Genomic DNA, 21,163 nt, shown 5'->3' with positions numbered 1-21,163 from the left:
GCCCATCATCGGTCATCGATCGGATGTCAGCGATGACATATGTCAACGATGACATCACCGGCGTGCAGAGAGTGGGTTCACATGCGTCGAAGAGTCGGGGCGCTGCTCGTCGCCCTGATCGCGAGCCTGGCCGCAATACTGCCGGGCACCCCCGCGGTCGCCGGGACCGTGGGGGACTACGCGGAATTCCCGTATCCGGCGACGACCTACAGCGAGCCGCTCCGCGGCCAGTTCCACTTCAGCTCGCAGGCCGGCTGGATGAACGACCCCAACGGCCTGGTGTTCGCCAACGGGCTCTACCACTTCTTCTACCAGCACAATCCGCACGGCCTGGACTGGGACACCATGCACTGGGGCCACGCCACCAGCCCCGACCTGGTGCACTGGACCCAGAAGCCGATCGCGCTCGAACCCGGCGTCCACCCCGGCACGCTCTTCTCGGGCGGCGGCGTCGTGGACAAGGACAACACCTCCGGACTGAAGACGGGTTCCCTGGACCCGATCGTGGTGTTCTCCAACACCGACGGCGTGAGCATCTTCTACAGCAACGACAACGGCCGGACGTTCCAGGCGTACGACAAGGGCCGCAAGCAGATCGAGATACCCGTCGAGAGCCGTGACCCCAAGGTGTTCTGGGACGCGGCACGCAAGCGGTGGGCCATGGTCGTCTGGTCGAACAAGGGCGGCAACGGTGTCGACCTCTACACCTCCCCGAACCTGCTCGACTGGACCTTCGCCAGCCGCTTCGGGGCGCCGTGGCTCTTCGAGTGCCCCGACATGTACCCCCTGGCCCTGGACGGCAGGACCGGACAGCAGCGGTGGGTCCTGACCTCCGCGTCCAGCCAGTACGTCGTCGGCTCCTTCGACGGCACGACCTTCCGCACCGACTGGACCGGCCCGCAGCAGATGGACCTGGGCACCACGTACGCCGGGGGCACCTTCTACGCCGCCCAGACGTTCGCGGACACGCCGGACGGCCGCACCGTGCAGATGGCCTGGCAGGGAGGCAACCGCGGCAGCACCTGGACGGGGAACTCCACCTTCCCCGTCTCCCTCGGCCTGGTCAGCACCCCGGACGGGCCGCGGATCACCCGGACCCCGGTCGCCGAGCTCTCCTTGCTGGGCTCGGAGACCCGGAGCTGGAAGAACCAGACCGTCGACGCGGCCAAGGGCGGCAACCTCTTCGGGGACGTCAAGGCCGACACCTACGAGATCACCGCCCAGTTCGACCTGAAGGGCGCCACCGCCACGCAGTTCGGCTTCGACCTGCACGCCCGTTCCGACGGCACCGCCGACCGCAGTGTCGTCTACGACACCAGGGCGCAGACCCTGCGCGGCAAGCCGCTCAAGCCGCGGAACGGCAAGGTCACGATGCGGCTGCTGGTGGACCGCGGGCAGTTGGAGACCTTCGCCGACGACGGGCTCTACTCGTTGTCCGACAACGTCGACTTCGACTCGGCGGCCGACAGCCAGGGCATCCGGCTCTTCGCCGTCGGCGGCAGGGTGAAGCTGGACTCGGCAACCTTCACCCGGCTCAACACCAGCTGGGGAACGGCCCAGTCCACCCTGGAGAGCAACCTCAAGGGCCCGTGGCACGCCGCGGGCGGGGCGTGGACGGACGTCAGCGGCGGCAAGCGCGCCTCGGTCGGCGGCGACGGCTTCTACCTGAGCGCGAGCAGCGGCGGTGACGCCGTCTACCAGGGCGACCTCACCCTGGACACCGCGCAGGCGGCGGGCCTGACGTTCCGCGCGAACGCCCAGGGCGCCGGCTACACGGCGAACATCGACACCAGCGGCGTCCTCAAGCTGTGGCGGCCCGGCCGGGACATCGCGACCCACGCCACGCCGATCACCAAGGGCCGCACCTACCACCTCAAGGTGCAGACGGACGGCTCGCGCATCCGGGTCTGGCTGGACAACGGCACCCAGCCCGTCATCGACGCCACCGACACGACCTACACCTCCGGCGTGTTCGGGGTGAACGTCTTCCACGGCACGGCGACGGTGCAGAACCTCGACACCGGTACGGCCGGCTTCTCGGCCTTCCCCGCCGGCAGGTGGACCCCGCGGGGCGGCACCTGGACGGTCTCCCCCGCCGGGCTGAGGGGCAGTTCGCCGCAGGACGGCTTCTACCTCAGCGACCGCTCGGGCGGCGACTTCACCTACGAGGGGGACCTGTCCGTCACCAACGGCACGGCAGCCGGTCTTACCTTCCGGGCCCGCGACGACGGGGCGGGCTACACGGCGAACATCGACACCAGCGGCGTCGTCAAGCTGTGGCGGCCGGGGCGGGACATCGCGACCCACGCCACGCAGATCGTCGAGGGCCGCACCTACCACCTGAAGGTGCGCACGGACGGTTCCCGCATCCGGGTCTGGCTGGGCGGAGCCGCCGATCCCGTCATCGACGCCACCGACGACGCCTACACCACCGGCCTGTTCGGGGTGAACGGCTTCGCGGCGAACACGCAGGCGCAGAACCTGACCATCGGCTGATCCGTCGGGACCGCTCCGGGGCGGGCCTCCGCGGCCTGTCCTAGGGCGGTCCTTCAGCGGTGCCCTTTTCCAACGTTGAACACGTTCCGGTTCGCCGTGACGGCATCCGCCCGCGCACAACCCGCTACTTGTCAGGGGCACTTCATTCCTGTCACCGTGCCCCGTGATCCCCTTCCGTTCGGTGCCCGCACGGACCCACACGGCTGCACTCCGCGTTTACCCTCGACCTGGCGGCCCGTCGGCGAGGTTCGACGCGGGGTCTGGACACGGCGTCAGGGCCCTGCTTTCATGCTCTCCGCGCCCAGAATTTCCAACGTTGTACAACCGCGTTCCCGGCGCGCAGCGCTCTTGGTTCAAGGCACCACGCACTCCTGACCTGCAACTTTCCCGTCAAGGCGTCGACGACTCCCACGGAAGGTGCACCATGAGTCCTGGCCGACGACGTACCAACGGCTTTGCTCGCTTGATAGCTCTGGTGGCGCTCCTCCTCGGAGCGGCCCTGCTGACGCCGATCACGGCGTCCGCCCGGCCCCCGGCCACGACCGACGTCCCCACCGACGTCACCGCCGCCTCCGCCGACGCGGGCCTGCGCGGCGACTACTACCGGATGTCCAGCGGCACGACCCTGGACTTCGCCCAGTACACCGGCACCCGGATCGACAGCTCACTCCACGTGGACGACCTGCTGCCCACCCTGCGGGCCTACGCGGGCACGACGGACAACGTCGCCGTGCGCTGGACGGGCCGCCTGGAGGTGCCCGCCGACGGCACCTACACGTTCTACATCAAGGGCGACAACGGCTTCCGCATGTCCCTGGACGGTGCGAGCGTGATCGACCACTGGACCACCGACTGGGACGTCCAGACGACCTCGCAGCCGATCACCCTGACCGCCGGCCTGCACGAGCTCGCATACGACTACAACCAGGGCAACGGCGGCGCCTATCTGCACACCGAGTGGTCGGGGCCGGACTTCGACCGCAGTCCGGTGCCGGACTCCGCGCTGCATCTGCCGGCCGGTTTCGCCCCGGCGGACGCCGAGGCGTCGGTCGCCGCCACCGGCCGCACCGCAACCGTCGAGCTGGACTCCCCCGTCACCGCCCTCCCCGATGGCGCGGCCTCGCACCTCGCCCTGCTGTCCGGCGGAACCCGGTGGTCCGCCGGCGTCTCCCGGGACCCCGAGCACCCCACCCGGCTGGTGCTGAAGCCGGCCGAGTCCGACTCGCCGGTATCGCTCCACGCCGACGTACGGATCAGCTACGACGGCAGGGGCGGCATCAGCACCGCCGACGGCGAACTCGGCCCCTTCTCGGTCGTCGCGCGCAACGACTCGACCTGGTACTTCCAGACCAGATGGGCCAAGGACGTCTCCCCCTCCCGCCCGCTGCCCGACTACCCACGGCCGCAGCTGACACGCGAGAAGTGGAAGAACCTCAACGGGACCTGGCAGTTCCAGCCGACGGCACAGGACGCCGCACTCCCCCAGGGCAGGCTGAGCGGCAGCATCGTCGTGCCCTACCCGATGGAGTCGGGTCTGTCGGGCGTCGCGCGGCACCACGACTGGTCGCTGTACCAGCGCACCTTCACCGTCCCCGACGACTGGCGGGTCCGCTCCGGCAACCGGCTGAAGCTCAACTTCGGAGCCGTGGACTACGAGGCCTGGGTCTACGTCAACGGCCGCGAGGTGGCCCACCATACCGGCGGCTACCAGGCGTTCACCGCCGACGTCACCGACGCCCTTTCCGGGCGCGGTCCGCAGACCCTGCTGGTGAAGGTCAAGGACACCACCGACGACCGCTACGCGCTCGGCAAGCAGTCCCGCACCCCCGGCGGCATCTGGTATACGCCGAGTTCGGGCATCTGGCAGACCGTGTGGATGGAGCCGGTCCCCGAGGTCTCGGTCGACTCGCTGGTGCTGACCCCGGACGTCGCGGACTCCTCGCTGGCCGTCACCGTACGTCCGGGCGCGGGCGCCTCACCGGGCGCGAAGGTCACCGCCACCGCGTACACCCGTGAGGGGCGCAAGGCCGGCTCGGTCACCGGCGCCGCCGGCACCGCCCTGCAGCTGCCCGTCCCCCGCGCCCACCTGTGGAGCCCGGACGACCCGTACCTGTACGACCTCCACGTCACCCTCACCGACGGCCGCGGCAAGGACCGCGTCCGCTCCTACTTCGGCATGCGGTCGATCGAGGTGTCCCCGGCCGGCGGCACCAACCGGATCAAGCTCAACGGCAAGCCCGTGTTCGTGCTCGCCACCCTCGACCAGGGTTTCTGGCCCGACGGCCTCCACACGGCGCCGACCGACGAGGCCCTGAAGTACGACCTCGTCCAGCACAAGAAGCTCGGCTTCAACGCGGTCCGCAAGCACATTAAGGTCGAACCCGCCCGCTGGTACTACTGGGCGGACAGGCTGGGCCTGATGGTGTGGCAGGACATGCCCAGCCGTGGCACCGCGGCCGCCGGCACCCCGGAGACCGAGGCCTTCGTCGACCAGGTCCACCAGATCGTCGACCAGCACATCAGCACCCCGTCCGTCCTGGTGTGGACGCTGATGAACGAGGGCTGGGGCGAGTGGAGCAGGCAGGCCACCGGCGAACTCGCCGACGCCGTCAGGCAGCAGGACCCCTCGCGTCTGGTGGACGCCCACTCCGGCGTCAACTGCTGCGCCTCCAAGGGGGACTCGGGCCGCGGTGACCTGATCGACTTCCACGACTACCACGGCCCGGCCAGTCCCGCCCCGGACGACACCCGCGCCGCCGTCGACGGCGAGCACGGCGGCTACTCCTACCTCGTCCCCGGCCACATCCTCGGTACCGCGGGCGGCCAGGACTACGGCGACGCCGCCCACAGCAAGGAGGAGCTGACCGCGGCCTACGTGGAGAACACGCGCAAGCTCCTCCGCCCGGCCGCCTGCGGCCTGTCCGGATCGGTCTACACGCAGATCACCGACGTCGAGGGCGAACTCAACGGCCTGCTCACCTACGACCGCGACGTGGTCAAGGTGATCCCGGAGCAGGTACGCGACGTCAACCGCCAGGTCATCGCGGCCGGTGCCGCCGCGGGCGGGACCGACGTGCCGCCCGGCACGCCGGGGCCGAACGGCGTCGGCTGGTGGCCGCTGCACGAGGGCTCCGGAACCGTCGCGAAGGACGTCGCCGGGGACCACGACGGCACCCTGAGCGGTGGCACGAGCTGGACGACCGGCCCCCGCGGCGCCGCCCTGCAACTCGACGGCCGCACCGGCTTCGTCGACACCGGCGCCCCGGTCCTGGACACCGACACCCACGACTACTCGGTGGCCGCCTGGGTCCGGCTGGACGACAAGGGGCACTTCAGCACGGCGGTGTCCGTCGACGGCGACACCAACAGCGCCTTCTACCTGCAGTACTCGCAGGCCGACAAGCGGTTCGCGTTCAGCTTCGCCGGCAGCCGGGCCCTCGCGGGCACCATCGGCGAGCCGGAGGCGGGCCGCTGGTACCACCTGGTGGGCAGCTACAGCCACCGCGACGGCCGGCTGCGCGTCTACGTGGACGGCGGCGAGGCCGGTTCCGTCCGCGGCTGCAACGCCGAGGGGCCCTCGGGCCACCTGGTGATCGGCCGCGGCAAGTACGGCGGCAACCGCGTCGACTACTGGAGCGGCGCGATCTCCGACGTGCACGCCTACGACCGGGCGCTGACCGCCGCCGAGGTGGCGTCGCTGGCGACGGGCGAACCCGCCGTCCCGGCGAAGCGCTGACGGAGCACCGACCACGAGCGGCCCGTCCCGTCACGGGGCGGGGCGGGCCGCCTCCCGGGCCGTCCCCCCGGGACAACGGCAGGAACCACCGCACCGCCCCTGATCCGGTCGCACACCGCTCTCCGAGGAGTTGAACGTCCATGAGCACCTCCCGTTCCACCCGCTTCCTTGCCGTCGTGTGCCTCACCGCCGCGGCCGCCCTGACCGCCACCTCCTGCGCCAAGGAGGAGGGCTCCGGCAGCGCCTCCCACTCCTCGTCCGGGGGCGCCCAGGTCGTGCAGTCGCCGACCGCGGGAACCGACGCGGCCGGCGGCGGCTGCACCCTGCAGACCTACGGGGCGAGCAAGATCGACCTCAAGGACGCCGTCGTCGGTTTCTCGCAGTCCGAGAAGGAGGCGAACCCCTTCCGCATCGCGGAGACCCAGTCCATCAAGGACGAGGCGGCGAAACTCGGCGTCAAGAAGCTGCTCACCACCAACGCGCAGTCGCAACTGCCAAAGCAGATCAGCGACATCCAGGACATGCTCGCCCAGGGCGCCCAGCTGCTGATCGTCGCGCCGCTCAACTCCGACGGCCTGGAGCCCGCGTTGCGCGCGGCGGCCGCCAAGCACGTGCCCGTCATCACCATCGACCGCAAGATCAACGCCACCGCCTGCAAGGACTACGTGGCCTTCCTCGGCTCGGACTTCGTCGAGCAGGGCAAGCGCGCCGCCGACCAGATGATCAACGTGACCGGCGGCAAGGGCAAGGTCGCGATCCTGCTGGGGGCCTCCGGCAACAACGTCACCACCGACCGCACGAAGGGCTTCGTCGACCAGATCAAGGCGCAGGCCCCCGGCCTGGAGATCGTCGCCCAGCAGACCGGTGAGTTCGCCCGCGACAAGGGCCAGCAGGTGATGGAGCAGCTGATCCAGGCGAACCCCGGGATCACGGCCGTCTACGCGGAGAACGACGAGATGGGCCTCGGCGCGATCACCGCGCTCAAGGCGGCGGGGAAGAAGCCCGGCAAGGACGTCAAGATCGTGTCGATCGACGGCACGCGCAACGCCGTGCAGGCGCTGGCGAACGGCCAGTACAACGGCGTCATCGAGTCCAACCCGCGCTTCGGGCCGCTCGCCTTCGCCACCGCGCAGAAGTTCTTCGCGGGCGAGGCGATCCCGGAGGACGTGATCATCTCCGACCGCGAGTACGACGCGGCCAACGCCAAGGACTCGCTGTCCGGGGCCTACTGAGCCCCCGCGCCTGCCGCCCGGTCCGCCTCCCCGGCCGGGCGGCAGGCCCGTCCCTCCCCGGCTCCCCGACACCGCGACCCTACGGAAGGCCCGCCATGGCACCCCCCGACGCGGCACCCGCCGCACCGCCGCCCGGTCCGGACGACGCCCCTGCCGCGCCCGCGGTGCTGGAGGCCGTCGGCATCGGCAAGCACTTCCCCGGTGTGGTGGCGCTCGACGACGTCTCCCTCACCGTGCGCCGGGGCGAGATCCACGCCCTCGTCGGAGAGAACGGCGCCGGCAAGTCCACCCTCATCAAGGTCCTCACCGGTGTGCACCGGCCGGACACCGGCGAGGTACGGCTCGACGGCCGCCCGGTCGCGTTCTCGCGTCCGTCCGACGCACAGCGCGCCGGGGTCGCCACGATCTACCAGGAGGTCAACCTCGTCCCGCTGATGAGCGTGGCACGGAACATCTTCCTGGGCCGCGAGCCCAAGAACCGCCTCGGCCTGATCGACTTCCCGCGGATGCACCGGGAGGCGGCGGCGCTGCTCGCGGGCTTCGGCGTCACCGCCGACGTCCGCCACCCGCTGGGCAGCCTCGGTGTGGGCGCCCGGCAGATGGTGGCGCTGGCCCGCGCGGTGTCGGTGCGCGCCAAGGTCGTGGTGATGGACGAGCCGACCTCCGCGCTGGAACCGCGCGAGGTCGAGACGCTCTTCCGGATCATCGGCGACCTCCACGACCGGGGCATCTCCGTCCTGTACGTGAGCCACCGCCTCGAGGAGCTCTACCGGATCTGCGACCGGGTCACGGTGCTCCGCGACGGGCGCCTGGTCCACTCCGGCGACCTCGCGGACCTGGACCGGATGCAGCTGGTCGCCATGATGCTGGGCCGCGAGGTCTCCGAGGTGCGCCGGCACGGGCGGACCGGCTTCGGCGAGGACCACCACCCCGACCGCGAGGCGGTGCTCACCGCCTCCGGGCTGACCCGGCGCCATGTCCTGGACGACATCTCCCTGGAACTGCGCCCCGGCGAGGTGCTGGGCCTGGCGGGTCTACTCGGCTCCGGGCGCAGCGAGACCGCCAAGGCGCTGGCCGGGGCACTGCCGCTGGACTCGGGTTCGGTGGCGGTCGCGGGGCGGTGGCTGGGCCGCCCCTCCCCCGCCGCCGCGATCCGCGCGGGCATCAGCCTGCTCCCCGAGGACCGCAAGGCGGAGGGCATCGTCGCGGGCCTGTCGGTGCGGGAGAACATCGTGCTGGCCGCGATGCCGCGGCTGTCCCGGGCGGGCGTCGTCTCGCGCGCCCGGCAGGACCGCGTCGTCGAGATCTTCATGAAGCGCCTGCGGATCAAGGCCTCCGGACCCGAGCAGAAGGTGGGCGAGCTCTCCGGCGGCAACCAGCAGAAGGTGCTGCTGGCCCGCTGGCTCTGCCTGGAGCCGAAGGTGCTCCTCCTCGACGAGCCGACGCGCGGCATCGACGTGGGTGCCAAGGCCGAGGTGCAGGCTCTGGTGGACGAACTGGCCCAGGAGGGGCTGGCGGTGCTGCTCATCTCCTCCGACATCGAGGAACTCGTCGAGGGCGCCGACCGATTGGTGGTGCTGCGCGGCGGCGCGGTGGCCGGTGAGCTGACCGGCGAGCGGGTCGGCGAGGGGGATCTGCTGGAGGTCCTCGCGGCGCACACGCCCGCGGCGAAGGGCGGCGGAGACGACGAGGAGGTACGGCACGATGGCTGAGCTTTTCCCGGTCGTACGACGCGGCCCGGCCCGGCTGCCCACCCCCGCCTGGTTCCAGGCGTACGGGGTGTACGCGGCGGTGGCCGTGCTGGTCCTGTTCAACGCCGTCTTCACCGACCACTTCCTGACCGGGGCCAACCTGCGCACCCAGCTCGTCCAGGTGGCCCCGGTGGTGATCGTGGCACTCGGCATGGCGCTGGTGATCGGCACCGAGGGGGTGGACCTGTCGGTCGGGTCGGTCATGGCCCTCGCCGCGGCCCTGCTCCCGCTGTACCTGGGCTACGGCCTGCTGCCCGCGCTGCTGACGGCGCTCGCCGCCGGGGCGGTGGTGGGCGCGGCCAACGGCAGCCTGGTCGCGGTGGTGGGGCTGCAGCCCATCGTGGCCACCCTCGCTCTGTTCGTGGGCGGCCGGGGGCTGGCACTGGTCCTGGCCGACGGACAGCTCAAGCAGATCGCCAACCCGGGACTGCTGGGCCTGGGCACCGACGACGTCCTGGGCGTCCCCGTGGTCGTGCTGATCGCCGGAGCGCTCGCCCTGCTGGTCGCCGGGGTCGTGCACCGCACCACCTTCGGGCGCCGGTTGGTCGCGATCGGCGGCAACCGCGCCGCCGCCGGGCTGGCCGGGCTGCCGGTGAAGCGGGTGCTGATCGGCGTGTACGTGGTGTGCGGGGTGCTCGCCGCGCTGGCCGGGGTGCTGGCCACCGCCCGGCTGACGGCCAGTGACCCGTCCACCCTCGGCACCCTGATGGAACTGTCCGCGATCACCGCGGTGGTGGTGGGCGGCACCCCGCTCACCGGCGGGTCCGTGCGTGTCCTCGGCACGGTCTGCGGGGCGCTGCTGATGCAGCTGCTGCGGGCCACCCTGGTGAAGCACGATCTGCCCGACTCCACCGCGCAGATGGCCCAAGCCGTCATCATCCTCGTCGCCGTCTACGTCGCCCGGGAGCGTCGATCCCGATGAAGTCACTCACCACGCCCCGCTCCGCCGGGGCCGCACCGGAGCCGCCCGCGGTGGCGGCGGCCCGCGCCGGGGACCGGCGGCGGCTGGCCGTACTGGTGCAGCGGCAGGGCGTGCTCGCCGTCCTGCTGCTGCTGGTGCTCATCTCCTCCTTCGTCTTCCCGTCCTTCGGAACCCTGGACAACGCCCGGAACGTCACCGTCCAGGCCTCGTTCCTGGCGATCGTGGCGCTCGGCATGACACTCGTCGTCATCACCGGCGGCATCGACCTGTCGGTCGGCTCGGTCTTCGCGCTGGGCGGCGTCCTCGCGGCGTGGGCCTCGCAGTACGGGATGCTGCCGGCGCTGCTGCTGCCGCTCGCGGTGTGCGGTCTGCTCGGCACCTTGCACGGCCTGCTCATCGCGCGCGTGGGGATGGCCCCCTTCATCGTCACCCTGGCGGGCCTGCTGGCCGCCCGGGGACTGCTGCTCGCCCTGACCGACGAGGGCGCCGACACCTATCTGGTGCCGCACGGTTCGGCCTTCGCGGAGCTCGGGCAGGGCACGGTGGCCGGGTTCGGTCACCCGGTACTGATCGCGCTGGTGCTCTTCGCCGCCGGCGGACTCGTGCTCCAGCGGACGTCGTTCGGGCAGTCGCTGTTCGCGGTGGGCGGCAGCCCGGACGCGGCCACGCTGATGGGTCTGCCGGTGGCCAGGACCCGGGTGCTGGTCTACGCGATCAGCGGGCTCCTGGCGGGCTTCGCGGGCGCTCTGAACGCCGCCCGGCTGTCTTCCGGCGTGACCATCATCGGCGTCGGCATGGAGCTGGATGCCATCGCCGCGGTCGTCATCGGCGGCACGCTGCTGGTCGGCGGTGCGGGCTCGGTCAGCGGCACCCTGTGGGGCGTCCTGGTGCTGGCGGTGATCCAGAACCTCATCAACCAGATCGGCTCCCTCAATTCCTCGTACCAATCGGTGGTCAGCGGCGGCTTCCTTATCGTGGTGGTCGTGGCCCAGCGGTATCTCGCGCGGGGTCCGCGCACCACATGACCGTGCCGGTGCCGGTGGACCGCGCGCGGCCCTCCGGCACCGGCCCAACCCGGAGGGAGCGCCGTGGGCGTCAGCCTCAAGGACGTCGCGCAGCGCGCGGGAGTGTCCATCAAGACCGTCTCGAACGTCGTGAACGGCTACCAGCACGTCACGCCCGCGATGCGCGCGCGGGTCCAGCAGGCGATCGACGAACTGGGCTACCGGCCCAACCTCACGGCCCGGCACCTGCGCAAGGGCCGCACCGGCATCATCGCGCTGGCGCTGCCGGAGCTCGGCAACCCGTACTTCGCCGAGCTGGCCGGCGCCGTCATCGACGCCGCCGCGCGTCACGACTACACCGTGCTGCTCGACCACACCGCGGGCGAACGGCGCAAGGAGATCCTGGTGACCCAGGGCTTCCGCACCCATGTGATCGACGGGCTGATCCTCTCGCCGATCGAGCTGGAGACGCCGGACCTGCTCGCCCGCACCGACAGCTCACCGCTGGTGCTCCTCGGCGAGCGCGAGTACGACGCCCCGTACGACCACATCGTGATCGACAACGTGGCCGCGGCCCGCAGCGCGGTACGGCACCTGGCAGGGACGGGACGGCGGCGGATCGCGTTCCTCGGCGCCCGCAGCGAGATCGCCCGGCAGCCCGCGCACCTGAGACTGCGCGGCTGGCGCGAGGAACTGGCCGCCTGCGGGCTGCCGCACGGCGACGACCTGGTCGCCACCGCGTCCGGGTACGGGCGGGCCGACGGCGCCCAGGCGATGGCGGACCTGCTGGACCGCGGGGCTCGGCCTGACGCGGTGTTCGCCTACAACGACCTCCAGGCCATCGGCGCCCTGCGGGTGCTCACCACCCGGGGGCTGCGGGTGCCGGAGGACGTGGCGCTCGTCGGGTTCGACGACATCGAGGAAGGGCGCTACGGCACGATCACCCTGACCACGATCTCCCCCGACAAGAAGGCCATCGCCCGCCAGGCCGTCGACTGCCTCGTGCAGCGGCTGGCCGGGGCACCGGAGGCGGACGCCCCGCCGCGCCGCGTGCGGCCCGGCTTCGACCTGGTCGTCCGCGAGTCCACCCTGGGCCGAGGCCACTGACCGGCCGGACGCCGGGCGCGGGCCGGTTCGGCGCGTACCGGGCCTGACCCGTTCCGCGGCGCTCGACTCCGCCGAGGCGGGTGTGCGCGTCAACGCGCTGGTGACCGGGCTGATCGACACCCCGCTGTGGCGCTCGGCCGTCCAGGCGCATCCCGAGATCGAGGACCGGTTCCTGGGGCAGATCCCCCCGGACGGCCGGGCGCGAAGAAGGACGTGGCCGCCTTCGCCGCCTTCCTGCTGAGCGACGAGAGCGGCTTCGTGAACGGTGCCGCGCTCGCCCTCGACGGCGGCTTCACCGCGCGATGAGGACGGGCGACGGCCGCCGGCGGGTCAGTCGAGAGCGTCCAGGGCCGCGTCCACGACGGCCGTCAGCGCCTCCCGGTCGGGGTTGACGGCCCCCATGACCCGCAGGCCGTGCATCGTGACGACGAGGTAGCGCGCGAGGTCCCGCGCGTCGCGCTTGCCGGACACCTGGCCGTCGGCCTGCGCCTGCGCGACGACCTGCGCCAGCGCGTCCTCCAGCAGGACGGTCGTGGACTCCACGTGCGTGGCGACCCGCGGATCGTGGGCGACACGCTCCATGGCCGCACCGACGATCAGACAGGCCCGCCGGCTGCCGTCGCGCGCGATCTCGTCGACCGCGGCGACCAGCACCTCGCGGAGCAGCTCACGACCGGGGGCGCCGGAGCGCAGGGCCTCGACCAGGGGCAGCGCGTACCGCTCCCGGTAGCGGTCCATGGCCGCCAGGTACAGCCCCTCCTTGCTGCCGAAGGCCGCGTACAGCGAGCCGCGGCCGACACCGGTGGCGTCCACCAGGTCCTGGACCGACGTGCCCTCGTAGCCCTTGCCGCGGAAGGCGTTCATCGCTGCGTCCACGGCCTTTTCGGTGTCGAACTCCCTCACGCGTGCCATGGGCGGAGTGTACGCCTATCCGGAACGAACAGTCCAGTTACCCCCGACCGCCGGCAGACGGCGAACACATCACCGCCGGCCACGCCAACGCCCCCGCCTACGGAAGCGAGGCATGGGGGGCGGCGGAATCCCATTTCTGGTGAGCGGCCATCGCATGCCCGGGGGCGTAGCCCCTGAGGACGATGACGTTGGCCGCCACGACACCCCGGGACACCTGGGGAAGCCCGGCGGCCAGGGACACGAAACGCACATATGGGTAATTCTTGATGGGGCGGACGCCCGAGGCCGACGGGCCGCCGCCCCGCCGCCGCCGGAGGAGGGTGAGGGCATGGACGCTGCGGGTCCCCCGGCCGCCGCCGGCTTCGGGGCGGTGTCGCTCGACACCGTCCTGGCCAGGGCGCTGCGGGACAGCGAGGCGTCCGTGGGTGCGGTCTACCTGCTCCCGCCCGGGGAGCCTGTCCTGCGGCTGGCGGTGCTGAGCGGCGTCTCCCGGAAGACCGCCGTCCCGTGGACGCGGGTGGCGCTGACCGACCACACGCCGGTGGCCGACGCCGTACGCGAGCGGCGCCTGGTGTGGGTCGGCGGTCAGGAGGAGATGGCGCGTACCTACCCGCGGCTCGCGCTGATGCTGCCCTACCCTTTCGCGCTCGCCGCCGCCCCGGTCACGGACGGCACCACCACGCCGGGCGGACTGGTGCTGCAGTGGCCCGGTACGCACCCGCCCCGACCGGGCCCCAGGGAGCGCGCCGCCGTGGACACAGCCTGCCGCGACCTCCTCGCGCTACTGCGGGACGCCGAGGAACAGGGCCGGCCGCTCGCCGCGCCACGGGTACCGCGCGTCCTGCCGCCGCCGCGCCCGCGCGCGGCATGGCCGGCCGAGGCGCAGTCGGCGGTGGACTTCGCCGAACGCCTTCCCGGGGGCTGCTGCACCCTGGATCTGGACGGCCGGATCCTCTTCGCCACCTCCGAGGCCGGCCGCCTCCTCGGCGCTGACGTCACCGAAATCCTCGGCGCCTGCCTGTGGAAGGTCCTGCCGTGGCTGGACGAGCCCGTCGTCGAGGACCACTACCGGGCCGCGACGATCAGCGGGCAGCCGGCCTCCTTCACCGCCTCGCCGCCGGCGGGCCCGTGCCTGTCCTTCCACCTCTACCCCGGCTCCTTCGGTGTCAGCGTCCGCATCGTCCCCGCCGCCCTGCCCACCGACCCCGCGCGGGTGCTGCGCCCCGCGCCCCCCGCCGAACCCGGCCGGGCGGCCGTCCTGTACCACCTGATGCACCTCGCGGCCACGCTCACCGAGGCGATCGGCGTGCGCGACGTCGCCGACCAGGCGGCCGATCAGCTGCTGCCCGCCTTCGGCGCCCAGGCGCTGGCCCTGATGACGGCGGAGGACGGCCGGCTGCGGATCATCGGCCACCGCGGCTACCCCTCCGAGCTCATGGAGCGCTTCGACGCGGCCCCGCTGACCTCGGACACCCCCGCCGTCCGCGCCATGACGACCGGCGTCCCCGGCTTCTTCCCGACCTTCGCGGAGCTCCGGCGGGCGTACCCGCCCGCCCTCCACCAGGACGGCATGGGTTCCTGGGCCTTCCTGCCGCTGATCACCTCGGGCCGTCCCGTCGGCTCGCTGGTGCTCGCCTACGAGCGGCCACGCCCGTTCACCGACGAGGAGCGCACCGTCCTCACCTCCGCCGCCGGCCTGATCGCCCAGGCCCTGGACCGGGCGCGCCTGTACGACGCCAAGGACCGCCTCGCGCAGAGACTGCAGGAAGGCCTGCTCCCCCGGACCCTCCCCCGCGTGCCCGGCCTGGACGTCGCCGCCCGCTACCTGCCGGCCGGCCGCGGCATGGGCATCGGCGGCGACTTCTACGACCTCATCCGGCTCGGAACGCACCTCGCGGGCGCGGCCATCGGTGACGTGCAGGGGCACAACGTCAGTGCCGCGGCACTGATGGGGCAGGTCCGTACGGCCGTCCACGCAACGGCGGGTGCTCCGCCCGACGAGGTCCTGGCCCGCACCAACCGCCTGCTCACCGACCTGGACCCGGGTCTGTTCACCAGCTGCCTGTACGTCCAGCTGGACCTGGCGCACCACCGCGCCCGGCTGGCCACCGCCGGCCACCTGCCGCCGCTGCTGCGCCACCCCGACGGGCACGTCGAAGTCCTCGACCTGGCACCGGGACTGCTCCTGGGCATCGACCCCGCCGCCACCTACCCGCCGACCGACATCCCCCTGCCGCCCGGTGCGGTGCTCACCCTGTACACCGACGGTCTGGTCGAGACTCCGGGCGCCGACATCGAGGACGGCATCGCCGCGCTCGCCGGACGTCTGGCGCGCGCCGGCACCGGGACCGTCGACGACATCGCCGACGCGCTGGTGCACCACGCCGAGCAGTCACCCGCGCGCAGCGACGACATCGCGCTGCTGCTCATCCAGGCGCGACGCGACGGCGGTTGACGCCACCCGGGCCGTCACCGGGGCCTTGCCCCGGCGACGGCCCCGGCTCCTTGCGGGAGAGGAGTCCCGGTCGTCAGCCGACTCGGCGGGCCCGCACGCCGTCGGCCTCGAAGTCGTAGACGTACCGGTTGATCCGGAGGCCGTCGACCGCGCCCACCCAGTTGTGGTCGCGGCCCTTGCCAACGGCGACGGTGAGGATGGTCGCCTGCTGGAGCCCGTTCCTCAGCGTCGTGAAGGAGCACGGACTGGACTGCGTGCACAGGGGCGCGAGTTCGTTCCCGCTGAGGAACCAGTCGCCTGTCGTGGTGGCGTCGAGGAAACCGCTCCACTGGTTCGCCTGTGCGACGGCGGGCGGGGACCAGACCATCGTGGAGTAGGTGTCGCCCGGAAGGGAGGGCAGCCGCGGATTGATCTCGAACCTGATGTTCGGCAGATTGCGGATGCCGCCGTAGCCCACGTTCTCGCCCGTCTGGAAGACGTGGAACCCGAGCTTGGTCAGGTCCCGCACCCGGCTGCCGTAGAAGTCGACCTCGTTGCCGAAGTCGACCTTCTCGCTCGGGGGGGTGAGCGAGGTGGAGTCGTCCGCCACCTCGATGCCCAGGCTGCCGTTGCCGTAGGGCGGCCGCGAGGCGGATCCCGTGACGCCGAACGAGCCGAACGGGCCGTCACGAAGAGCGGCGACAGGAGAGCCGATGGTGTTCCGGGTGATGACACCCCAGTGGTCAGCGCCTATGCCGTCACCCGAGTGTCCGTCCGCGACGGCGGACACCGATCCCGTGAGGGCCGAGGTGACGATCGCGGCCAGCGCGACGGCCACGAGCGTCCTTCCCCGGCGCAATCCGATAAGAGCCTTCACACCCATTCCTTCCGGGTAGCCGAAGGGTCCCGTGCGGTGCCCATTACCCGGGCGCCGCGCGGCAGCGCGGCACGACGGGCCGGCGTTCGCGTCGTGACCCTTCGCGTTTCAGCAGTACTGACGAGTGGTTGTGGTTGTTCGTGCGGGGGATGCGAACGAGGCCAGGGCCGGCCGTGCGGCGTGAGCCGTACTCCGGGCGGCCGAACTCGACGTCCTGGGCGAGGCGGAAAGTCACACGACGGCCGAGGCCGTTCGGGATTCCCCTCAACCCAGCGGAACCCAGACGCACATATAGACCGTTACACATGGTCACTCAAGATGCACTCTGGGTGAGCCGTTCGCAGCGCAGGGCTCCCGCCGGCGGCTCGGGTCGCCGAAGAGTTGCCTAACTGCTTTAGGCATGCGCATAATCACTTATGGAAGAGGGAGGCGTGCTGTGCCACGTGTAGGACTCACCACGGAACGCCTGACCCGGGCGGGCGCGGAGCTCGCCGACGAGGTCGGCTTCACCCAGGTGACCGTCTCGGCGCTCGCCGAGCGGTTCGGCGTCAAGGTCGCCAGCCTGTACTCGCACGTCAGGAACTCGCAGGACCTCAAGACCCGGATCGCCCTGCTGGCCCTGGAGGAACTCGCCGACCGCGCCGCCGAGGCGCTGGCCGGCCGCGCGGGCAAGGACGCCCTGGTCGCCTTCGCGAACGTGTACCGCACGTACGCCCGGGAGCACCCCGGCCGCTACGCGGCGGCCCAGCTGAGGCTAGACCCGCAGACAGCGGCCGCCGGCGCGGGGGTCCGGCACGCCCAGATGACGCGGGCCATCCTGCGCGGCTACGACATCCCGGAGCCGGATCAGACGCACGCCGTCCGCCTCCTGGGCAGCGTCTTCCACGGCTACGTCAGCCTCGAACTGGCGGGGGGCTTCGACCACACGCCCGTCGCCGCGGAGGCGTCGTGGACGTGGGCGCTGGACTCGCTCGACGCCCTGCTGCGCGAACGGTCCGCGTCCTGAGGGCGCGCACCCCGGAATTTCCCCACCCGACGTACGGGCCCCCGGCCCGCGAACCGCCCACGAACAGGCACCGGACCATGCACACGAACGAGAACCTGATCACCACTCCCGTCACCGGGGACATGCTGCGCGGCGCCGTCGACGTGGAGCGCACCCGTCATGGACTGCTCCCCCACCGCCTGCCCGCCGCGGCACGCCGGCAGATCCCCGACGAGCAACTGGCCACCGCGGAGGCGCAACCGTCCGGGGTGCGGCTGGTCTTCCGGACCCGGGCGACCACCGTCGAACTCGACACGCTGCCCACCAAGCGCGCCTACCGGGGCTTCCCTCCTCCGGCGGACGGCGTGTACGACCTGCTGGCCGACGGCCGGCTCGCCGCGCGGGCCACGGTGGCAGGCGGCAACGTCCGGGAGATCACCGACATGGTCACCCAGGCCTCCGAGCTGCACGAGGGGCCCGCCGGCACCGCCCGGTTCGGCGAACTGCCCGAGGGGGACAAGGAGGTCGAGATCTGGCTCCCCCACAACGAGATCACCGAAGTGATCGCCCTGCGCACCGACGCCCCCGTCGAGCCGCCGTCGCCCCGGGACCGCAAAGTCTGGCTGCACCACGGCAGTTCCATCAGCCACGGCTCCAACGCCGCGTATCCGACGGAGATCTGGCCCGCCCTGGCAGCCGCAGCGGGCGACGTGGAGCTGGTGAACATGGGCTTCAGCGGCAGCGCGCTGCTGGACCCGTTCACCGCCCGGGCGATCCGCGACACTCCGGCCGACCTCATCAGTCTCAAGATCGGCATCAACATCGTCAACACCGACGCGATGCGCCTGCGCGCCTTCACCCCGGCCGTCCACGGCTTCCTCGACATCGTGCGCGAGGGGCATCCCACGGCGCCCTTGCTGGTGGTCTCCCCCGTCCTCTGCCCCGTCCAGGAGGACACCCCGGGCCCGCTGGCACCGGACTTCGACGGCGGCACCCTGCGGTTCAGGGCCACGGGCGACCCGGCGGAACGCGCCGCGGGCCGGCTGACCCTCAACGTCATCCGCGACGAGCTGGCCCGGGTCGTCGCCCGGCGGGCGGCCGACGATCCCCACCTGCACTACCTCGACGGCCGCGAACTCTACGGTGCGGACGACTACGCGGAACTGCCGCTGCCGGACGGGGTCCACCCCGACCCCGCGGGTCACCGGCGCATCGGCGAGAACTTCGCCCGGCTGGTGTTCGCCGGCAGCGGTCCCTTCGCCGCGGACGGTCGCTGACCGGCGCGCCGACGGCGGGGGCACCGCGGGTCATCGACGCGACGCATCACGGCATGCGGCCCATCGTCTGCCTCACCTGGTGCCCGGATCCACCCTGGCAGCGCCATCCCGGGTCCGCCCGAGGAGGGTCCGGCAGGCGGTACGGCATGCCGCGCGCGACACGGCGAACACGGGACCGCTCCCCGCCCTGTTCGAGCACTTCCTCGGCCTCCGGCCGGCGACGCCGCCGGAGGAGCTGGAACCCCTGCCGACCTTCGTCCTCAACGGGAGGACGGAGCTGCCGGTCCGCCTCCGGGGCCCGGCTCGCACCGTGTCCCGCGACGGGCGGGGGTCCTCGGCGAGCGGCCCCAGCGCAGTCGGACGCCGGTGAGCCGGGCGATGGCCCGCAGATACGGTCCGGTGTTGCCGCGTACCAGATCCGCCGGTCCGCGTGCGGCCACGCGTAGGCCGGGACGCCGTCGCCCAGCAGGGCGGTCAGCCGCGGCTACGGCGACCAGCGCCCTCCGCGGTGGAGGGGGTTGCCGTGGGAGCACCCATGCCCGCCATCCCGTACGGCTGCGTTCCCGGCACGCGGACGCCTGACGGATACGGCAGGCCGGGCTGTCTCCACGAAACCCGCGGCGGGTGCGCCGGGCCCGGGCCGGAGCGGCGTCAGCCGCCCGATCCGGACCCGGACCCGGGGGCCGGTGCGGACGCCGCGGCGGGCACGGAGTGCCGGCCGGTGACGGCGGGCGGCTCACCCGCGGCGGCGGAAGCGGAGGTGGACGCGGAGGTGGCCGGGCCCGGAAGCACGACCGCGGGCCTGCGCACGGCGGCTCCCGAGACGGCCGCCAGCAGCGCGAGCAGGACCACCACGGCGCCGTACACCGTCGCCGTGTCGTGCAGGCCGAAGGACGGAACGGCGAGCCCGGCCAGCACGGCGGGGACGCTCAGGGCCAGGTAGCTCACGACGTAGACCGACGCGAACAGCTCCGCCCTCTCCGTGGGACGGGCCAGTGCCGCCAGGGAGCGGAAGGCACCCAGGAAGGCGGCGCCGAAGCCGAAGCCCGCGAGCCCGGTCCCGACGAAGAACAGTGCCGTCGAGGGCCCGGCGAGCGCGAGCAGCGTGAGCCCCGTCCCCACGGCGAGCACCGCGGAGCCGCCGGTCATCATCCGCTGCGGCGTCACGTCGCGCACGACCAGCGAGGCGACGGCCGCCACACCGAAGAGGGTGGTCACGACCAGGCCGCCGACCAGGTGGCTGCCGAGGTGGAGCACCCCGGCGGTCAGGGAGGGGCCGAGCGCGAGGTAGAGCCCGCCCATCGCCCAGGTGGCGACGAGGCAGGGCGTCGCCGCCAGGAAGGTGCGGCGGGCCTGCGCCGGTACGGCCACCCGGGGCCGCAGCGAGGCCCAGGCCCCCGGGCGCGGCGAGACGGGATCGGGCAGGAACAGCACCAGCGCCGCCAGGACCACGAAAACGGCGGTCAGCAGGGCGAAGACCAGGCGGGTGGGAGCGGGGGCGTACTCCACCAGCAGGCCCGCGCCCAGCGCCCCGGCGGCCAGTCCGGTGGCCGGGGCCGCGGTGTTCAGCAGTGAGCCGAGGGGCGAAGCGGGCGACGGCTGCAGGTCGATCAGTCCCGCGCTGATGGCCCCCGCGGCCGCGCCCGTCGCCACGCCCTGCAGGACGCGCGCGAGGAACAGCGCCCCGACGCCGTCCGCGGCGAGGAAGACGACCATGGCCGCGGCCTCGACGACGAGCGCCGCGAGCAGCACCGGCCGCCGGCCGACGTGGTCGGACAGCCCTCCGACGGTGAGCAGCGCCACCAGCAGCGCGAGCACGTAGACCGCGAAGACCGTGGTGAGCACGATCGACGAGAAGCCCCACTGCTGCTGGTAGACCACGTAGAGCGGGGAGGGCGCGCTGGAGGCGGCCAGGAAGGCGAGCAGGGTGGCGGCGAGCAACCAGAAGCCGACCGGACGCGGCATCCGCCTCACGGGGCGCTGGGTGTGCATATCGGTTCTCCGAACGGTTCCAAAAATATCGAACCGTTCGAGGGTAAACACACATCCGCCGATTGTTCAACTATTATCGAACCATGACTGGAGCCCCCCGGGAGCTGCCGCACCCCGACACCGCGGACCTGGTGCTGACCGACGTGCTCTTCGCGCTGAGCGACCCCTCGCGGCTCGACCTGGTGCGCCGCCTGGCCGACCGCCCCCTGGAGGGCTCGGCCTGCCAGCCCGTCAACGGGGAGATCCCCAAGTCCACGCTCTCCCACCACCTCAAGACGCTCCGCGAGGCCGGGGTCATCCGCAACGACCCGCACGGCCGGCAGCGCCTGGTCAGCCTGCGGCGCCAGGACCTGGAGAGCCGCTTCCCCGGGTTGATCACCGCCGTCGTCGACGAGCCGGGCGCCGCACCGCCCGGACCGATCGACCTCTGACCCGGCG

The 21,163-nt window shown here is 72.4% G+C and carries 15 protein-coding genes; 12 read left to right on the top strand and 3 right to left on the bottom strand.

Going from position 1 to position 21,163, the window contains the following annotated elements; all coding sequences use genetic code 11:
• The first annotated feature begins 81 nt into the window (after positions 1–81).
• The 8 genes from PV342_RS01490 to PV342_RS01455 all read left to right on the top strand — a co-directional run bounded on the left by PV342_RS01490 (position 82) and on the right by PV342_RS01455 (position 12,554).
• Positions 82–2,496, top strand: a complete 2,415-nt coding sequence (locus PV342_RS01490; RefSeq protein WP_500315616.1) for a glycoside hydrolase family 32 protein — start codon at positions 82–84, stop codon at positions 2,494–2,496.
• Positions 2,497–2,920: 424 nt separating this feature from the next.
• The gene (locus PV342_RS01485) at positions 2,921–6,232 is read left to right on the top strand and encodes a LamG-like jellyroll fold domain-containing protein (RefSeq protein ID WP_500315615.1); all 3,312 of its coding nucleotides are present in this window, start codon (positions 2,921–2,923) and stop codon (positions 6,230–6,232) included.
• A 140-nt stretch (positions 6,233–6,372) separates the two neighbouring features.
• Positions 6,373–7,464: an ABC transporter substrate-binding protein gene (locus tag PV342_RS01480; RefSeq protein ID WP_500315614.1), complete on the top strand. Its 1,092-nt coding sequence runs from the start codon at positions 6,373–6,375 to the stop codon at positions 7,462–7,464.
• A 95-nt stretch (positions 7,465–7,559) separates the two neighbouring features.
• Positions 7,560–9,176 (top strand): sugar ABC transporter ATP-binding protein, encoded by a 1,617-nt coding sequence (locus PV342_RS01475; RefSeq protein ID WP_500315613.1) that lies wholly within the window; start codon positions 7,560–7,562, stop codon positions 9,174–9,176.
• The gene (locus PV342_RS01470) at positions 9,169–10,137 is read left to right on the top strand and encodes an ABC transporter permease (RefSeq protein WP_500315612.1); all 969 of its coding nucleotides are present in this window, start codon (positions 9,169–9,171) and stop codon (positions 10,135–10,137) included. The genes PV342_RS01475 and PV342_RS01470 overlap by 8 nt, the downstream gene beginning before the upstream one ends.
• Positions 10,134–11,162, top strand: coding sequence for an ABC transporter permease (locus PV342_RS01465; protein WP_400796843.1), 1,029 nt, complete (start codon positions 10,134–10,136; stop codon positions 11,160–11,162). Before PV342_RS01470 ends, PV342_RS01465 begins: the two co-directional genes overlap by 4 nt.
• Positions 11,163–11,225: 63 nt before the next feature.
• Entirely contained in the window at positions 11,226–12,248 is a 1,023-nt protein-coding gene (locus PV342_RS01460; protein ID WP_400796846.1) for a LacI family DNA-binding transcriptional regulator, read from the top strand.
• 126 nt (positions 12,249–12,374) lie between these two features.
• Positions 12,375–12,554: an SDR family oxidoreductase gene (locus PV342_RS01455; protein ID WP_500315611.1), complete on the top strand. Its 180-nt coding sequence runs from the start codon at positions 12,375–12,377 to the stop codon at positions 12,552–12,554.
• A gap of 24 nt (positions 12,555–12,578) precedes the next feature.
• Here the strand turns inward: PV342_RS01455 and PV342_RS01450 are convergent, their stop codons facing one another.
• Positions 12,579–13,160, bottom strand: a complete 582-nt coding sequence (locus PV342_RS01450; RefSeq protein WP_386994450.1) for a TetR/AcrR family transcriptional regulator — start codon at positions 13,158–13,160, stop codon at positions 12,579–12,581.
• A gap of 328 nt (positions 13,161–13,488) precedes the next feature.
• Here PV342_RS01450 and PV342_RS01445 point away from each other — a divergent pair, with 328 nt between their 5' ends.
• On the top strand, positions 13,489–15,615 hold the full coding sequence (locus tag PV342_RS01445) for a SpoIIE family protein phosphatase (RefSeq protein ID WP_500315610.1): 2,127 nt from the start codon (positions 13,489–13,491) through the stop codon (positions 15,613–15,615).
• A gap of 73 nt (positions 15,616–15,688) precedes the next feature.
• Here PV342_RS01445 and PV342_RS01440 read toward each other — a convergent pair whose 3' ends face one another.
• On the bottom strand, positions 15,689–16,471 hold the full coding sequence (locus PV342_RS01440) for a hypothetical protein (RefSeq protein ID WP_400796853.1): 783 nt from the start codon (positions 16,469–16,471) through the stop codon (positions 15,689–15,691).
• A 436-nt stretch (positions 16,472–16,907) separates the two neighbouring features.
• Here PV342_RS01440 and PV342_RS01435 point away from each other — a divergent pair, with 436 nt between their 5' ends.
• The gene (locus PV342_RS01435; RefSeq protein ID WP_400796856.1) at positions 16,908–17,477 is read left to right on the top strand and encodes a TetR/AcrR family transcriptional regulator; all 570 of its coding nucleotides are present in this window, start codon (positions 16,908–16,910) and stop codon (positions 17,475–17,477) included.
• Between the two features lie 77 nt (positions 17,478–17,554).
• Complete coding sequence (locus PV342_RS01430) at positions 17,555–18,733, top strand: GDSL-type esterase/lipase family protein (RefSeq protein ID WP_400796859.1); 1,179 nt, start codon at positions 17,555–17,557, stop codon at positions 18,731–18,733.
• Between the two features lie 651 nt (positions 18,734–19,384).
• Here PV342_RS01430 and PV342_RS01425 read toward each other — a convergent pair.
• Entirely contained in the window at positions 19,385–20,698 is a 1,314-nt protein-coding gene (locus tag PV342_RS01425; protein ID WP_400796862.1) for an MFS transporter, read from the bottom strand.
• 110 nt (positions 20,699–20,808) lie between these two features.
• On the opposite strand from PV342_RS01425, the gene PV342_RS01420 reads away from it, so the two are divergent.
• A complete protein-coding gene (locus PV342_RS01420) occupies positions 20,809–21,156 on the top strand; it encodes an ArsR/SmtB family transcription factor (protein WP_018560147.1) in 348 nt (115 codons plus the stop codon).
• The last annotated feature ends 7 nt before the right edge of the window (positions 21,157–21,163 follow it).

The organism is Streptomyces sp. PA03-3a, from assembly GCF_033792735.1.
GTDB lineage: Bacteria > Actinomycetota > Actinomycetes > Streptomycetales > Streptomycetaceae > Actinacidiphila.
Note: the sequence above shows the minus strand (reverse complement) of the source record. Positions and strands in the feature narration are given on the sequence as shown.

What these genes read in the sequence shown, in the direction of transcription:
- PV342_RS01445 (WP_500315610.1), top strand. Translation starts at nt 13,489, where the DNA reads ATGGACGCTGCGGGTCCCCCGGCCGCCGCCGGCTTCGGGGCGGTGTCG.
- PV342_RS01465 (WP_400796843.1), top strand. Translation starts at nt 10,134, where the DNA reads ATGAAGTCACTCACCACGCCCCGCTCCGCCGGGGCCGCACCGGAGCCG.
- PV342_RS01480 (WP_500315614.1), top strand. Translation starts at nt 6,373, where the DNA reads ATGAGCACCTCCCGTTCCACCCGCTTCCTTGCCGTCGTGTGCCTCACC.
- PV342_RS01430 (WP_400796859.1), top strand. Translation starts at nt 17,555, where the DNA reads ATGCACACGAACGAGAACCTGATCACCACTCCCGTCACCGGGGACATG.
- PV342_RS01470 (WP_500315612.1), top strand. Translation starts at nt 9,169, where the DNA reads ATGGCTGAGCTTTTCCCGGTCGTACGACGCGGCCCGGCCCGGCTGCCC.
- PV342_RS01450 (WP_386994450.1), bottom strand. Translation starts at nt 13,160, where the DNA reads ATGGCACGCGTGAGGGAGTTCGACACCGAAAAGGCCGTGGACGCAGCG.
- PV342_RS01490 (WP_500315616.1), top strand. Translation starts at nt 82, where the DNA reads ATGCGTCGAAGAGTCGGGGCGCTGCTCGTCGCCCTGATCGCGAGCCTG.
- PV342_RS01420 (WP_018560147.1), top strand. Translation starts at nt 20,809, where the DNA reads ATGACTGGAGCCCCCCGGGAGCTGCCGCACCCCGACACCGCGGACCTG.
- PV342_RS01485 (WP_500315615.1), top strand. Translation starts at nt 2,921, where the DNA reads ATGAGTCCTGGCCGACGACGTACCAACGGCTTTGCTCGCTTGATAGCT.
- PV342_RS01475 (WP_500315613.1), top strand. Translation starts at nt 7,560, where the DNA reads ATGGCACCCCCCGACGCGGCACCCGCCGCACCGCCGCCCGGTCCGGAC.
- PV342_RS01425 (WP_400796862.1), bottom strand. Translation starts at nt 20,698, where the DNA reads ATGCCGCGTCCGGTCGGCTTCTGGTTGCTCGCCGCCACCCTGCTCGCC.